Here is a 14951-nt window from a genome sequence, read left to right as displayed (position 1 = left end):
ATTCCGAGTGGCAGGGTGTATTCGCTGGCGTCAGACGCGCAAGGGCATCTGTTAAACTCGGCCGGTCTTTTGTTCAGGATCAGCCCGTGACTTCCAGCATCTTCTGGTACGACTACGAAACCACCGGGATCAATCCACGCAACGACCGGCCGCTGCAAGTGGCGGGCATTCGTACGGACGATCAGCTCAACGAGATCGGCGAACCGATCAACCTCTATTGCCAGCCCAGCGATGACATCCTGCCCCATCCGGCGGCGTGTCTGGTGACAGGTATTACGCCTGACCGGCTCGCGGAAAAGGGTTTGTGCGAGGCGGACTTCATGACGCGATTGCACGCGGAGATGTCTCGCCCCGGCACCTGCAGCGCGGGTTACAACACGTTGCGTTTTGACGATGAGATGACCCGCTACAGTCTTTACCGAAACTTCTTCGATCCCTACGCCCGCGAATGGCAGGGCGGTAACAGCCGTTGGGATCTGATCGATGTGGTGCGCACGGCTTATGCGTTGCGTCCGGAGGGCATTGTCTGGCCGGAAGAAGAGGGCCGGGTCACGCTGAAACTCGAGCGGCTGACGGCGGCCAACGGGATTGATCATGGCCATGCCCACGACGCGCTCTCCGATGTCCGCGCAACCATCGCGCTGGCGCGTCTTGTCCGCGATAAACAACCCAGACTTTACGATTATCTTTTTGAATTGCGCTTCAAGCACAAGGTGCAGGATCAGATTCGATTGATGCAGCCGCTTGTGCACATATCGGGTCGTTTCTCCGCTGCGCGAAGTTACGTGAGCGTCGTACTCCCGCTGGCCTGGCATCCGGTCAACCGGAACGCATTGATAGTCTGTGATCTGTACCATGACCACAGCCCGTTGCTGGACGAAGACGGCGATACCTTGCGTCAGCGCCTATATACCCGTCGCGAAGATTTGCTCGAAGGCCAGCTCCCGGTTCCGCTCAAACTGCTGCATGTTAATAAATGCCCGGTCATTGCCCCGCTGAGCGTGCTTCGCGAGGAGGACCGTCAGCGTCTGCAACTGGACATGGGTGTTTATAAAACGCGCGTCGCTGAATTGAATGAAGGGCAGACGATCTGGCAGGACAAGTTGAAAGGCGTGTACGCCAACGAAAACTTCGCTGCCAGTGAAGATCCGGAACAGCAGTTATACGATGGTTTCATCAATGATAGGGACCGTCGTCTCTGCGAGCAGGTGCGAATTGCCGAGCCGCAGCAACTGGCTACCGATGTCTGGCCGTTCGATGACCCCCGACTGCCTGAATTGTTATTCCGCTATCGCGCCCGCAACTTTGCCGAAACCCTGAGCGTTGCAGAGCAACAGCGCTGGTTGGCGTTTTGTCAGTTGCGCCTGAGCGATCCTCAGGCCGGCGCTCCCAATACGCTCAAGGCATTCAGCCGTGCGCTGGTCGAACACTCATTGAAGGCCACGTCCGAGCAACTCAAGGTGCTTGCCCAGTGGCAGGAATACTCTCTGGTATTGAAACAGCGTCTGGCGCTTTAAGCGAAGACGGGTTAATGGCAGGCAATAAAAAACGCCAGCATTGCTGGCGTCTTTTTGGGTCGGACATTTCAGTGCGACGGCTGACCCTAAACCCGGGAATTAACCCAGCAGAGTTGCCCAGCCTTCAACCTCGTCGCCGCCCCACTTGGCTTTCCACTCTTTCAGCGTCTTGTGGTTGCCGCCTTTGGTTTCGATGATTTCACCGTTGTGCGGGTTCTTGTATTGCTTGACCTTGCGAGCGCGCTTGGTGCCGACCGGCTTTACAGCCGCGCCACGTGGCGCCTTCATTTTGGACTCTGGGTCCAGCAGCGCGATGATGTCGCGCAGGGATTTCTGATATTCGCCCATCAACGTACGCAGTTTGCCTTCGAACTCAAGTTCTTTCTGCAGTTTGTCGTCTTGTTGCAGGTTTTGCAGGCGGGCTTGCAGTTCTTTGATGGCTTCTTCTGTTGCGCGGTATTCGTTGATCAGTGACATGGGGGTTACCTATGTTGTGATGGGCATGATGCGATGGCGCATAATAATCAGAGTGTTTGCGCAAGTAAACATTTAAGAAACGTTTTATCCGTAGCATTTTGAAATAACCGCAGACATACCCTCGATTTAGATACACATGTTGCGTTATAGAACGCCAATGATCGTGCAGTTTTTAGTGAAGTATCTGGCGTCGAGTTTCCGTCGCCGATGAACCGGTCCGGCACTTACGCATTAATCCCCGCAGGGTGCGCTTTTTTGTCGCCTGAAATGAGCGGCATGCGGTTACTGCACAGTCCTCAGGTAATCGCTAGAATGGCGGCCTTTGCGAAGTTCTGGAGTTTTTCACATGCGCACTTTTCGTCTGGTGATTGCTTGCCCGGACCGTGTCGGTATCGTTGCCAAGGTCAGTAACTTTCTGGCATCGCACAACGGCTGGATTACCGAAGCGAGCCATCACTCTGACAATCTCAGCGGCTGGTTTTTCATGCGTCATGAAATGCGCGCCGACACCCTGCCTTTCGACCTCGAAGGTTTCCGTGAAGCGTTTGCGCCCATCGCCGAAGAGTTTTCGATGGACTGGCGCATCACCGACTCCGCGCAGAAAAAGCGCGTCGTGCTCATGGCAAGCCGCGAGTCCCATTGCCTGGCCGACCTGTTGCACCGCTGGCACAGCGACGAACTGGACTGCGAAATCGCCTGCGTGATCTCCAACCACCAAGACCTTCGCAGCATGGTCGAGTGGCACAACATTCCTTATTACCACGTGCCGGTTGATCCGAAAGACAAAGAGCCGGCGTTCGCCGAAGTCTCGCGTCTGGTCAAACATCACGAAGCCGACGTTGTTGTGCTGGCGCGTTACATGCAGATCCTGCCGCCGCAACTGTGCCGGGAGTACGCGCACCAGGTCATTAACATTCACCACAGCTTCCTGCCTTCGTTTGTCGGCGCCAAGCCGTATCACCAGGCGTCGCTGCGCGGCGTGAAACTGATCGGCGCTACTTGCCACTACGTCACCGAAGAACTGGACGCTGGTCCGATCATCGAGCAGGACGTCGTGCGCGTCAGCCATCGCGACAGCATCGAAAACATGGTTCGTTTCGGTCGCGACGTGGAAAAGATGGTGCTCGCTCGCGGCCTGCGCGCACACCTGGAAGATCGCGTGCTGGTGCATGACAACAAGACAGTGGTCTTTGATTAAGCGGTGATTAAACGGTTTGGGTGAGCCGCTGAAGTTCAGCGGTTCACTGCACGCTATTGTGTTCGAACAACTAGGCTGAACGGCAAGACAGGAGGAATCCATATGACCGACCCTCTCGACAAAGCCACATCCAAGGCCCCGCCGACCCTTGGTGAGGGATGCCTGAGCCGTTATGACGTCGACGCAATGTCGCCGGAAGACGGCACGGACTTCGAGGGGGCCGAAGCGTTATGGAAAGAACTGACGTCTGCCGAACAGAAGGACGACTCAGACAGTCTTGATCCGCAGTAACTTGTTCAACAGAGGGCGCCCGACCATCAGAAGAAACACCGGACCGCCCGCGACCAGATAGAAGTAATAGGTGACGATCCGCCAGATGAGGATCGCTGCCGCTGCCGTCGACTTGCCCACCATCGGCGCCAACAAGGCCGCCGACGTCAATTCCGCTGCTCCGGCACCGCCCGGCGACAGGCTGAACTGCCCAGCGCTCAGCGACAGCATCTGCACCAGAAACGTCCACGCCCAGTCGATATCCACGCCCAATCCTTGCAGCGCCAGGTACAGCACGCTGTAACGTAAACTCCAGTGCACGCAGGTCAGCGCAAACACTTGCAGCAGTATGCGGTGGGGCATCTTCCAGGTTTCAGCCAACGCGTCGCGAAAATGCAGCAGCTTGCGCGCCCAGCGAATACGCGTGCTGTTCTTGCGCTTCAGGCGCTTGAGCACCCGACCGTTGAACAGAATGATGCGTCGGTGATACCGCGCGAAACCGGCGCACGCGCAAAGCCCCGCGCCGATCAGCAGGGCGCTGGCAATGAGCATCCATTCAAGGTTTTCGCTGAGTTGGTGGAACACCGCGTAAATCAAGATGCCGATCAGTGCGAGCAGAAAAAACACCAGATCCATCAGCTGGTCAGTGGCGAAGGCCGCTGTGCTTTTCGCCGGGCCGATGCCGCTGCGCGAGAGCAGTGCCACCAGCGTCAACGGGGCGCCGCTGCCACCAGGCGTTGCGCAGTAGGCAAACTCGGTCGCCATCACCACGGCCAGGCTTTTGCGCAGGCCGAGCCCGCTGGCGGCGTCGCCGAGCAACAGACGCAGGCGCATTGTGTTCATGCACCAGCCCACCAACACCATGACGAACATGCCGATCAGGAGCATCACCGGGAAATTGCGCAGGCGATGAAACATGTCTGCGCCGCCCATGAAGAACGGAATCAGCAGGGCGAGTATCAGTGCTGCTGCGAGCCAGCCAAGTCGCCTCACGCCGCGGACCTGGCGGCATTCAGGCCCTGTAACCAGGCAAATTTACTGGTCGGCGTACGGCCGTCGTTCAGCAAGCGCTCAAGGGCTTGCAGCCAGTAACGACGGGAAAAGTCGTGGCGCATGTCTACAGGGTGCAGACCCAGACGAATAGTTGCGGCGTTGTGCAATTGAGCCTCACGGTGGTTGCTGACGATTTTCGATACGCCCCGGCGCCAGGCGCTGCGAGCGCTCCAGACGATGCCGGGCGCATCGATCTCGGAAAAGTCCGGCAGACGATACAAGTGTTGGGCATCACTTGTGTAGTCCAACGGCAATTTTCGCAGGGCATTGCGCGTGCCTTCGCTCATCAGCCAGGCGGGAGCGACGAATCCGTGAAGCGGCCACTCGTTGCGCCGGAACACCTCCATGCCGGCTTCGAGTCGCTGCATCGCCTGCTGCTCGTTGAGGGTGTAGAACTCGCCTTCCCAGGTGTAAATCCGCCGCATGAAAAAATCCTGTGGCGTGCGCGGGGCAGGGCTGTCGTCGCAGTGGTAATAACCGTGCAGCGCCAGCTCATCGCCCCGTACGAGGCGGTCGTGCATCAACCGCTGGAAATCCGGGTTAGCGTCGATGGAGTCCTGCTTGTGAAAGTCCGGCACCACCAGCCAGGTAATGGGGACGTTTCCCAGCGCATCGACGGCTTCTACAAACGGACGATAATCCGGCCAGGTTTGTGGCGCTACGTCGTGAAGGACCAGCATGACGCTGCGTGACGGGTTCGCGAAGATATCAGCCATGGGCGTAGGCCGGCTGGTGGGCGCCGAGCACCGCCTGGTAATGGCCAAGCAAGCCGGCGACCACGGTGTCCCACGCGTAGTGCGCCTCGACATGACGCCGCGCATTTGCGCCTCGAAATGGCGCGTTCTCGGCAAATAGCTGACGCACCGTTGCTGCCATGGCCAGCGGGTGATTGGGTTTCCACAGCAGACCGCAGTGCTCGGGAATGATTTCGCGGAACGCGCCGGCATCCACTGCGACCACCGGAATCCCGCTGGCCATGGCTTCGATCACCACCAGCCCGAAGGTCTCCTGATCCCCTGCATGCACCAGCGCATCAGCGCTCGCCAGCAGACGCGCAACCTCGGCGGCGGGGCGGAATTTATCCACAACTGTGACGTTGACCGGCACGCCGGTCGGCATATGAGAGCCCACCAGCAAAAGGTGATAACCCGGGCCCAGCGCCTTCATGCAGTCGAGGAGAACGGTCAGGTTTTTCTCTTTCGAACCTCGGCCCGCGAAGATGAGCAGGTGTGTTTCTTCTGTCAGGCCCAGTTCGGCCTTGAGACCAGGATCCCGCCGAGAAGGATGGAACGTCTGCAGATCAACCCCCAACGGTTGCACATGAACATTCTTCACACCCAGGCGTATCAGCTTGTCCGCCATCGCGGCGCTCGGCGCCAGCACACGATCAAAGTTGCCGTAAAGCTTGCTCACGTAATTCTCGACGTTGGTGCCCAGCCAGGTGCCAATCCGGTTGCTCACCAGCAGCGGCAAATCGGAGTGATAGAAGCCGATCACCGGCACGTCCAGTTGACGTCGGGCATCCAGTGCCGCCCAGGCCGTCAGATAAGGGTCGCCGACCTCAATGAGGTCGGGCCGCAGACTTCGCAGGGCATCTCGCCAGGGACCAACGCGCAGCGGAAAACGATAGCCGTTGCCAAATGGCACGGGCGGCGCCGGTACCCGGTACACGCCGTCCTCATGACTGCTTTGCGGCCCGGGAATCAACAGGCTGTGTCGCACGCCCGGGTAAAGTGCGAGGCGACGGTGTTTGGCGTCCAGATACGTGCGCACGCCACCACTGGCAGGGGCGTAGAACATGGTCATGTCAGCGATATGCACAGGATGCCTCCGTCCATTGATCGGTCCTTCCGGTTGACCATCCACAGATACAGATGTTCGGTTGCAGATCGTCGCGCTCATGCCTATGGACGAGCGTTGCGCCGCTTGCGCTAGAGTAGGGAGGTGGCCTGAGGCTGATCAGTGGTGCCGGTCCATTCGGACTGTCGCCGCAGTCCCCCTCGGGAATATCAAATGCGACGCTTGGGTGAACGGATGCCTGACTCACAACAGATTCTTATTGGCGCTGACCTAAAGGGCCAGCCGATCGGGCAGGCGATGCGTCTGGCCAACCGTCACGGGCTGGTGGCCGGCGCGACCGGCACCGGGAAAACCGTCACGTTGCAGCGTCTGGCGGAGGCGTTCAGCGATGCTGGCGTGGCGGTGTTCGCGGCGGACATCAAGGGTGATCTCTGCGGGCTCGGCGCCCCGGGCGACCCTCAAGGCAAAATCGCCGAGCGGATCGCCCGCATGCCCTGGCTGCACCATAAACCTCAGGGCTATCCGGTGACATTGTGGGATGTGCACGGTGAAACGGGCCATCCGTTGCGCACCACCCTGTCGGAAATGGGGCCGCTGCTGCTGGGAAGTTTGCTGGAATTGACGGACAGCCAGCAGTCGGCGCTGTACGCGGCGTTCAAGGTGGCGGATCGGGAAGGGTTGTTGTTGCTGGATATCAAGGACCTGAAGGCGCTGCTCAATCATCTGCGCGACAACCCCGAAGTGCTCGGCGATGACAGCGCGTTGATGACCACGGGTTCGAGTCAGGCGCTGTTACGTCGGCTGGCGGTCCTTGAGCAGCAGGGCGCCGAGGCCTTGTTCGGCGAGCCGGCGCTGCAACTGGAGGATATTTTGCAACCTGCGAGCGACGGCCGCGGGCAAATTCATCTGCTCGATGCGAGCCGGCTGGTGCACGAGTCGCCGAAGGTCTATGCCACCTTCCTGCTGTGGCTGCTGGCAGAGCTGTTCGAGCAATTGCCTGAACGCGGCGATGCCGATAAACCCTTGCTGGCGCTGTTCTTCGACGAAGCCCATTTGCTCTTCACTGATACACCGAAAGCGCTGCAGGAGCGTCTTGAGCAAGTAGTACGGCTGATTCGCTCGAAAGGCGTCGGCGTGTATTTTGTCACCCAGTCGCCGGGGGATCTGCCGGACAGCATTCTGGCGCAGCTCGGGTTACGGATTCAGCATGGCCTGCGCGCGTTCACCAGCAAGGAGCAAAGATCGCTGAAGGCCGTTGCGGACGGTTTTCGCCCCAATCCCGATTTCGATGCGCTCTCGGTGCTGACCGAGTTGGGCATCGGTGAGGCGCTGGTGGGCACGCTGCAGGACAAGGGCACGCCTGAGATCGTCCAGCGCGTACTGGTCGCGCCCCCGCAATCGCGCATCGGGCCGTTGACCCAGGCTGAACGCACCGCGCTTATCGCCCGGTCGCCACTGGCCGGTCGCTACGACAAACCCGTGGATCGCGAATCGGCTTATGAAATGCTGCTGGCGCGTAAAGGCGCATCCGTGCACCCGGCGCAGAAACCTTCCGTTGAGGAGAAGTCAGAAGGCGGATTTGCCGACATGGCCGGTGGTTTTCTGGGCGGGCTGGCGGGGCAGGCGGTCAAGAGTGCGATGCGCCAGGCCGCCACCCAGATCGGTCGCGAACTGGTGCGCGGGTTGATGGGTTCGTTGCTGGGCGGTAGCAAGAAACGCCGGTAGGGGATTCAACCGATCTCTAATCCGCAGGAGCGCGCTTGCCCGCGAACGCATCCTGGCAGGTGACATCTCCATCACAGGCACACCGCAATCGCAGGCAAGCGCGCTCCTGCAGTGGACCGCGTCGGGCAATAAAAAGCCCATTCAATGAATGGGCTTTTTCAGATCAGGCGGTGCAGTCAGGTCAGGCCAGCGCTTTGGACGCCAACCAGAATAACCCTGCCGACAGCGCGACCGTGGCGGGCAGGGTGAGCACCCATGCCAGCAGAATGTTGCGCACGGTGCCGCCCTGCAGGCCACTCTTGTTAGCCACCATGGTCCCGGCCACGCCGGACGACAGGATGTGAGTCGTTGAAACCGGCAGGCTGAACACGTTGGCCAGCGCAATGGCGCTCGCGGTGGTGATCTGAGCGGACATGCCCTGAGCGTAGGTCATGCCTTGCTTCCCGATTTTCTCACCGATGGTCAGCACTACGCGTTTCCAGCCGACCATGGTGCCAATACCCAGCGCCAATGCAACGGCGAAGATGACCCAGAACGGCGCGTATTCAGTGGTCGCGGTCAGGTCCTTGCGCAGCTTCTCCAGATCCGATTTTTCACGGGCATCAAGGGCTGGCAGCTTGCCGACTTTGCGTGCCGTATCGTCCAGGCACAGCAAGTAGCGACGCACTTCGATGCGACGCTCCGGTGCGAGGCTGTGGTAGTCGTTGACGCCCTTGAGGTTGTTCAACAGAGCATCAATGGTCGGCTCGGTCTGCTCGGGGTTGCAGCTGAAACGCTCGGGCAAGTCGCCCGCCGCCGATTTGCCCAGTGCCAGGTACTCGCCCAGCGTCGCGTTGTTGCGCTGGTAAAACTGGCTCAAGTGCTGGGTCGCGTCGCGGGTGCGTTCGATCTGGTAGGTCGTGGTGCTCAGGTCGAGCACGAACTGCGCCGGGACGATACCGATCAGCACCAGCATGATCAGGCCGATGCCTTTCTGACCATCATTGGAGCCGTGCACAAAACTCACCGCCATTGCGGAAATCACCAGAACCAGGCGATTCCAGAAAGGAGGGTGTTTTTTGTCATCGAGCTTGCGGCGCTGCTCCGGGGTCTTGTGCATCTTGGACAGGGGACGCCAGGCTTTGAGCCCCAGCAGTACCAGACCTGCCACGATGAAACCGGCCAGTGGCGAGAACACCAGCGAAGCGCCGATATCGATCGCTTTCTGCCAGTTGACGCCTTCGCCCAACGGAATGTTATTGATCAGCGCGTTCGCCAGGCCTACACCCAGAATCGATCCGATCAACGTGTGGGAGCTGGACGCCGGGATGCCGAAATACCAGGTGCCGAGGTTCCAGGTGATGGCCGCAGCCAACAGCGAGAACACCATGGCCAGACCATGACCGGTGTTGACATTGATCAACAACTCGACCGGCAGCAGATGGACGATGGCATACGCCACGCCGACGCCACCCAGGAGCACCCCGAGAAAATTGAACACACCCGAGAAAAATACCGCCAGATGGGGCGGCATGGCCTTGGTGTAAATGACTGTCGCCACCGCATTGGCGGTGTCATGAAAGCCGTTGATGAACTCGAAGGTGAGGACAAACGCCAGGGCGAGCAACAAGCTCACAATCACCCAAGCATCCAGTCCGCTGAATAGATCGATCATGGAAGGTTTTCTGACCCGGTCTTAAGGGGGCGGGATTATGACAGAAAAAAAACTGCGCGATAGGCGCGCTGCACATTGGTAGCAGCCTGCAATGAAATTTCTGTCCCGCCTGCCCGTTGACTTCCTGTCGTCAGGAGAGTGCGAAGCACCCCTGAACCCTGGACGAGTCTGTAAAACCTGGCATTTAAAGCACTTAAAACGCTTGCCGTCGGCTGTTTGAGTCAGCGACAGGCAAGCGAGCGGCTCAAGGCTCTTCCTTGAGTTCTTCTTCCATCTTTTGCAGCTCTTGCTTGAAAGCCTGGTCGAGCAGGCTGGCCCGTTTCCGCCAAGGCTTGCGCTCCGGCTCGGGCTGGGCAGCGTATGTTGTCACTTCGCCGCCGTAAACTTCCTTGTAACGTTGTTCCTGGCGCTCTAATTCTGCGCGCAGTTCATCTTTGGTCACGTTAATACCTGATCGGGTCGAGTTTAATCCCGGTGATGACGCCGGGTCTGAAAGTGTCGGACCTGACGATCGCAATGTATCGGATCAGGAATAATCATCGGGCAGGAGCACTGCGCAGGATGATTCACACTTCAACCACGGGCGGCTACGTGCACCAGAATGACAAAACTGTCGTAGCAACATTCTTTATTGACTGCCTGCAAGATGGCGATGACCACGGTATTGGCCTGCCGTCGCTGAGCATTGCAATCGAGTCGAGCAATGCTTGCGTGAGTTTGGATCCATGCCAGATGGGGCGGGGGATTAAACCACGCGATAGCGTTATTGGGCTTCAATGACGGCCACTATCGCGAAGATGGGCAGGCGAGTCAACTGTCGACACTGTCGCAGTCGGACAACTGAGGATTTGTACCTTTTTTATGTACGAATGTTCCTAAGTTGCACAGTCCGATTTATGACGGAACTTGGCGAGTCAAATGTTTAACGCTACAGGCAGTTTTCTGACGACGTAAATTCACGGGTTATGAAGGCACGAACAGTCGATGTGTATTTATACGCTCACAAATAAATGCGGGGGGCAGAGACAAAAACGGCCTTGGGTTAGCAAGGCCGTGCCTGGGACTTCTCAGTGGGTACCTGACCAGTAGTGCCAAGAAGCCTCATATGGCATGTGAAAGGTATAAGCAACCGGGCGGCCGGTCAATTGCGATTATCGCCCACTCGTTCGATAATCGCCCAAAGCCGCCTTGCCGTACGTTCAAAAACAGGCGAGAGTGGCGTTCTACAAGGCTTTCGCGGCCACGACGAACGGTGCCAGCATGAACGATCAACTGCGTAATTCTTTCACGTCACTCGCGCCGCCGATTGTTGCGTCTCCTGCTAAAAGGATTCAGGCGCTCACCGGTGATCCTGACTTCATGACCTCTCTGGCGCGAGGCTTGGCCGTCATTCACGCGTTTCAAGAGCGCAAGCGGCACCTGACCATTGCGCAAATCAGCCACCGTACGGAAATTCCCAGGGCAGCGGTTCGTCGTTGCCTGCACACACTGATCAAGCTGGGTTACGCCACCACTGACGGCCGCACGTACTCACTGCTGCCGAAAGTGCTGACGCTCGGCCATGCCTATTTGTCGTCCACACCCTTGGCGGTCTCGTCGCAGCCATATCTGGACCGCATGAGTGATCGGCTGCACGAGGCCTGCAACATGGCCACGCTGGAAGGCGATGACATTCTTTATATAGCGCGCTCCGCCACGACTCAGCGATTGATCTCCGTGGATCTGGCAGTGGGTGGGCGTTTGCCGGCGTACTGCACGTCCATGGGGCGAATTCTCCTGGCGGCGCTGGACGATGTGTCGTTGCAGGAATACCTCGACCATGTCGATCTGCAACCCAAAACCAGCCGCACCTTGCGCACCCCCGAAGCCTTGCTCGAATGCTTGCAGCAAGTGCGGCAACAGGGCTGGTGCATTGTCGATCAGGAACTGGAGCAGGGTTTGCGTTCCATCGCTGTGCCGGTTTATGACGCATCGGGTCAGGTGCTTGCGGCGCTGAATGTCAGCACCAGCGCGGGTCGGGTGACGCGCAACGAGCTGGAGCAGAAATTTCTGCCAATCATGCTGGATGCCAGCCGTGACCTCAGCACGCAGCTGTTTACCTGATGGCTGAAGGGCCGGAAAACCACAGCCGGCTCATAATCACCACTCTCTGTTCGGTGATCGAACACTTAGTCGGTTATCGGATTGTTCCGTCCCGTCCCCAGGCATAACCTCATTTGCAACGCCGCCTCTATGGAGGCACGGCAATCGATTGTGAACCTGGAGCACCCCATGGCTGCAATTCTTTCCCTCCACGAGGCCGTGAAGCAGTTCGTCAACGATGGCGACACCGTTGCACTTGAAGGCTTTACTCACCTGATTCCTACAGCAGCTGGACACGAGCTCATTCGTCAGAAGAAGAAAGATCTGACGCTGGTGCGCATGACCCCTGACTTGATCTATGACCAGCTAATCGGCGCAGGCTGTGCGAAACGGCTGATTTTCTCGTGGGGCGGTAATCCCGGGGTTGGCTCGTTGCACCGCCTTCGCGATGCGGTCGAACGGCAGTGGCCGCAGCCCCTGGAGATTGAAGAACACAGCCACGCTGACCTTGCCAATGCCTATGTGGCGGGCGCGTCCGGCCTGCCGTTCGCGGTGCTGCGCGCTTACGCCGGTTCCGACCTGCCGAAGGTCAACCCGCTGATTAAATCGGTGACGTGCCCGTTCACCGGAGAAGTGCTGGCCGCGGTGCCGGCGGTGCGCCCCGACGTTACGGTCATTCATGCGCAGAAGGCTGACCGCAAAGGCAACGTGCTGCTGTGGGGCATTCTCGGGGTTCAGAAAGAGGCGGCGTTGGCGGCCAGGCGCTGCATCGTCACGGTCGAGGAAATTGTCGATGACCTCAAAGCACCGATGAACGCCTGCGTGCTGCCAACCTGGGCGCTCAGTGCAGTTTGCGTTGTGCCAGGCGGCGCTCATCCTTCCTACGCCCACGGCTATTACGAACGCGACAACCGTTTCTATCAGGCGTGGGACGCCATCGCCCGCGACCGTGAGGCGTTTACCGCCTGGATTGACGAATACATCCATGGCACCCGGGATTTCAGCGAGTTCAAGAACAAGCTGGCCCACGTTGCGGAGACTGACCAGTGAACTATTCCACGAGCGAAATGATGACAGTCGCTGCCGCACGTCGATTGAAAGATGGCGCCGTGTGCTTCGTCGGCATTGGCTTACCCTCCAAAGCGGCCAATCTGGCACGACTGACTTCATCGCCTGACGTAGTGCTGATTTACGAATCAGGGCCAATCGGCGCCAAGCCTGACGTGCTGCCGCTGTCCATCGGTGACGGTGAGCTGGCGGAAACCGCTGACACGGTGGTGTCCACCAGCGAGATCTTCCGCTACTGGTTGCAGGGCGGTCGGGTCGATGTCGGGTTCCTCGGCGCGGCTCAGGTCGACCGGTTTGGCAACATCAACACGACAGTGGTCGGCGATTATCACAACCCGAAAGTGCGCCTGCCGGGTGCGGGGGGCGCGCCGGAAATCGCAGGCTCCGCCAAAGAAGTGCTGATCATCCTCAAGCAGTCGCCGCGCACCTTCGTCAACAAGCTGGACTTCCTGACCTCGGTTGGCCACGGCGAAGGCGGCGACTCCCGAAAGCGTCTCGGCCTGCCAGGCGCCGGGCCGGTCGGCATCATCACTGACCTGTGCATCATGGAACCGGAAGCGGGCACCCACGAATTCGTCGTGACCACGCTGCACCCCGGCGTGACCCGCGAGCAGGTGATCGCCGCCACCGGTTGGGACGTACGTTTTGCCGACACCGTGGTGAGTTCCGACGCACCGAGCGATGACGAACTGACCGCGCTGCGTGATCTCGAAGCGCGGACCGCTGCGGCCCATGGTCAGGCGCCAGGAGAAGCATGATGCGTGACGTCTTTATCTGCGACGCGATACGCACCCCCATCGGCCGTTTTGGCGGCGCCCTGGCGACCGTTCGGGCGGATGATCTGGCAGCGTTGCCCATAAAAGCCCTGATGGAGCGCAACCCGTCAGTCAACTGGAATGAGCTGGACGAAGTGTTCCTCGGCTGTGCCAATCAGGCCGGTGAAGACAACCGCAACGTCGCCCGTATGGCCGCGCTGTTGGCGGGTTTACCTGCCAGTGTGCCGGGTGTGACCCTCAACCGCTTGTGTGCTTCTGGCCTGGACGCAGTGGGTTCTGCGTTCCGCGCCATTGCCTGTGGTGAGATGGAACTGGCCATCGCGGGCGGCGTCGAGTCCATGTCCCGCGCGCCGTTCGTGATGGGCAAGGCCGACACGGCATTCGGCCGCGGCCAGAAGCTGGAAGACACCACCCTGGGCTGGCGTTTCGTCAATCCGCAGATGAAAGACCGGTACGGCGTTGAGACCATGCCGCAGACCGGCGACAACGTCGCTGAGGATTTCGCCATTTCTCGGGAGGACCAGAACGCGTTTGCCCTGCGCAGCCAGCAGCGCACCGCGGCGGCTCAGGCCTCGGGCTTCTTCGCCGAGGAGATCGTGCCCGTGCGCGTCGCCCACAAAAAAGGCGAGACCGTCGTCGACACCGACGAGCACCCCCGTGCCGACACCAGCCTTGAGGCGCTCGGCAAGCTCAAGCCGGTCAACGGACCTGGCAAAACGGTCACGGCCGGCAACGCCGCGGGCCTGAACGACGGCGCGGCGGCGATGATTCTGGCGTCCGCCGAAGCAGTCAAGAAACACGGCCTGACCCCGCGTGCCCGCGTGTTGGGCATGGCCAGTGCCGGCGTGGAGCCGCGCGTCATGGGCATCGGCCCGGTCCCGGCGGTGCGCAAGCTGGTTGCACGGCTGGGGCTGGCGGTCAGTGATTTCGACGTCATCGAGCTGAACGAAGCGTTCGCCAGCCAGGGGCTGGCGGTCTTGCGTGAACTGGGCGTCGCTGACGACTCACCCAAGGTCAATCCCAACGGCGGGTCGATTTCCCTGGGGCATCCGCTGGGCATGAGCGGCGCGCGGCTGGTGCTGACCGCTTTGCATCAACTGGAGAAAACCGGAGGCAGCAAAGCGCTGGCAACAATGTGCGTCGGCGTGGGGCAGGGGCTGGCCCTTGCGATAGAGCGCTAAACGACATTCACGCAGAGCAGCCACCCGAGTCATCGATTGCCTCCACGAAAGGGGCAACTTGCTGACTCGGGTGGTTGTCCTTGTGATGTCGAAACGTTACTGCTTAAGTCTAAATGTTGCAGGTTATGTCTTAGACTGACTGACCTTACT

15 protein-coding genes are annotated in these 14951 nt (G+C 59.5%); 9 read left to right on the top strand and 6 right to left on the bottom strand.

From position 1 onward, the window contains the following. The first annotated feature begins 86 nt into the window (after positions 1 to 86). On the top strand, positions 87 to 1517 hold the full coding sequence (gene sbcB / locus L4G42_RS10445) for an exodeoxyribonuclease I (protein ID WP_237250444.1): 1431 nt from the start codon (positions 87 to 89) through the stop codon (positions 1515 to 1517). A gap of 99 nt (positions 1518 to 1616) precedes the next feature. Here sbcB and mvaT read toward each other — a convergent pair whose 3' ends face one another. Continuing rightward, complete coding sequence (mvaT, locus tag L4G42_RS10440; protein ID WP_065992265.1) at positions 1617 to 1994, bottom strand: histone-like nucleoid-structuring protein MvaT; 378 nt, start codon at positions 1992 to 1994, stop codon at positions 1617 to 1619. Positions 1995 to 2340: 346 nt separating this feature from the next. On the opposite strand from mvaT, the gene purU reads away from it, so the two are divergent. Further along, a complete protein-coding gene (purU, locus tag L4G42_RS10435; RefSeq protein ID WP_237250443.1) occupies positions 2341 to 3192 on the top strand; it encodes a formyltetrahydrofolate deformylase in 852 nt (283 codons plus the stop codon). Positions 3193 to 3294: 102 nt separating this feature from the next. Next, positions 3295 to 3483, top strand: a complete 189-nt coding sequence (locus tag L4G42_RS10430) for a hypothetical protein (protein WP_237250442.1) — start codon at positions 3295 to 3297, stop codon at positions 3481 to 3483. Here the strand turns inward: L4G42_RS10430 and L4G42_RS10425 are convergent. Genes L4G42_RS10425 through L4G42_RS10415 form a run of 3 tightly spaced genes read right to left on the bottom strand, consistent with a single transcriptional unit; the run spans position 3460 to position 6321 of the window. Continuing rightward, positions 3460 to 4455, bottom strand: coding sequence for a glucosaminyl phosphatidylglycerol flippase (locus tag L4G42_RS10425; protein WP_237250441.1), 996 nt, complete (start codon positions 4453 to 4455; stop codon positions 3460 to 3462). The two genes, L4G42_RS10430 and L4G42_RS10425, sit on opposite strands and share 24 nt — an antisense overlap. Then, positions 4452 to 5231 carry an N-acetylglucosaminyl phosphatidylglycerol deacetylase gene (locus L4G42_RS10420; protein ID WP_237250440.1) on the bottom strand — a complete coding sequence of 260 codons (780 nt, stop codon included), beginning with the start codon at positions 5229 to 5231 and terminating at the stop codon, positions 4452 to 4454. The genes L4G42_RS10425 and L4G42_RS10420 overlap by 4 nt, the downstream gene beginning before the upstream one ends. Beyond that, positions 5224 to 6321: an N-acetylglucosaminyl phosphatidylglycerol synthase gene (locus tag L4G42_RS10415; RefSeq protein ID WP_237250566.1), complete on the bottom strand. Its 1098-nt coding sequence runs from the start codon at positions 6319 to 6321 to the stop codon at positions 5224 to 5226. Before L4G42_RS10415 ends, L4G42_RS10420 begins: the two co-directional genes overlap by 8 nt. 228 nt (positions 6322 to 6549) lie before the next feature. Between L4G42_RS10415 and L4G42_RS10410 the strand changes: the two genes are divergently transcribed. Beyond that, positions 6550 to 8040, top strand: coding sequence for a helicase HerA-like domain-containing protein (locus L4G42_RS10410; RefSeq protein WP_237250439.1), 1491 nt, complete (start codon positions 6550 to 6552; stop codon positions 8038 to 8040). Positions 8041 to 8221: 181 nt separating this feature from the next. On the opposite strand, the gene L4G42_RS10405 is transcribed toward L4G42_RS10410, so the two are convergent. Beyond that, positions 8222 to 9694 carry an inorganic phosphate transporter gene (locus L4G42_RS10405; RefSeq protein ID WP_122536001.1) on the bottom strand — a complete coding sequence of 491 codons (1473 nt, stop codon included), beginning with the start codon at positions 9692 to 9694 and terminating at the stop codon, positions 8222 to 8224. 244 nt (positions 9695 to 9938) lie between these two features. Beyond that, complete coding sequence (locus L4G42_RS10400) at positions 9939 to 10136, bottom strand: hypothetical protein (protein ID WP_037014498.1); 198 nt, start codon at positions 10134 to 10136, stop codon at positions 9939 to 9941. Positions 10137 to 10255: 119 nt separating this feature from the next. Here L4G42_RS10400 and L4G42_RS10395 point away from each other — a divergent pair, with 119 nt between their 5' ends. From L4G42_RS10395 to pcaF, 5 genes are all read left to right on the top strand, one after another. Continuing rightward, positions 10256 to 10474 carry a hypothetical protein gene (locus tag L4G42_RS10395; RefSeq protein WP_237250438.1) on the top strand — a complete coding sequence of 73 codons (219 nt, stop codon included), beginning with the start codon at positions 10256 to 10258 and terminating at the stop codon, positions 10472 to 10474. Positions 10475 to 10954: 480 nt separating this feature from the next. After that, complete coding sequence (gene pcaR, locus L4G42_RS10390; RefSeq protein ID WP_074884784.1) at positions 10955 to 11797, top strand: pca regulon transcriptional regulator PcaR; 843 nt, start codon at positions 10955 to 10957, stop codon at positions 11795 to 11797. 168 nt (positions 11798 to 11965) lie between these two features. Next, positions 11966 to 12826, top strand: coding sequence for a CoA transferase subunit A (locus L4G42_RS10385; protein ID WP_237250437.1), 861 nt, complete (start codon positions 11966 to 11968; stop codon positions 12824 to 12826). Between the two features lie 17 nt (positions 12827 to 12843). Then, the gene (locus L4G42_RS10380) at positions 12844 to 13602 is read left to right on the top strand and encodes a CoA-transferase subunit beta (protein ID WP_237250565.1); all 759 of its coding nucleotides are present in this window, start codon (positions 12844 to 12846) and stop codon (positions 13600 to 13602) included. Further along, the gene (gene pcaF, locus L4G42_RS10375; RefSeq protein ID WP_237260799.1) at positions 13599 to 14801 is read left to right on the top strand and encodes a 3-oxoadipyl-CoA thiolase; all 1203 of its coding nucleotides are present in this window, start codon (positions 13599 to 13601) and stop codon (positions 14799 to 14801) included. The genes L4G42_RS10380 and pcaF overlap by 4 nt, the downstream gene beginning before the upstream one ends. Positions 14802 to 14951: the final 150 nt, after the last annotated feature.

This window comes from Pseudomonas petrae (assembly GCF_021728295.1).
Lineage (GTDB): Bacteria > Pseudomonadota > Gammaproteobacteria > Pseudomonadales > Pseudomonadaceae > Aquipseudomonas > Aquipseudomonas petrae.
The sequence above is the reverse complement of the archived record's forward strand: the minus strand, read 5'-3'. Positions and strand labels throughout refer to the sequence as shown.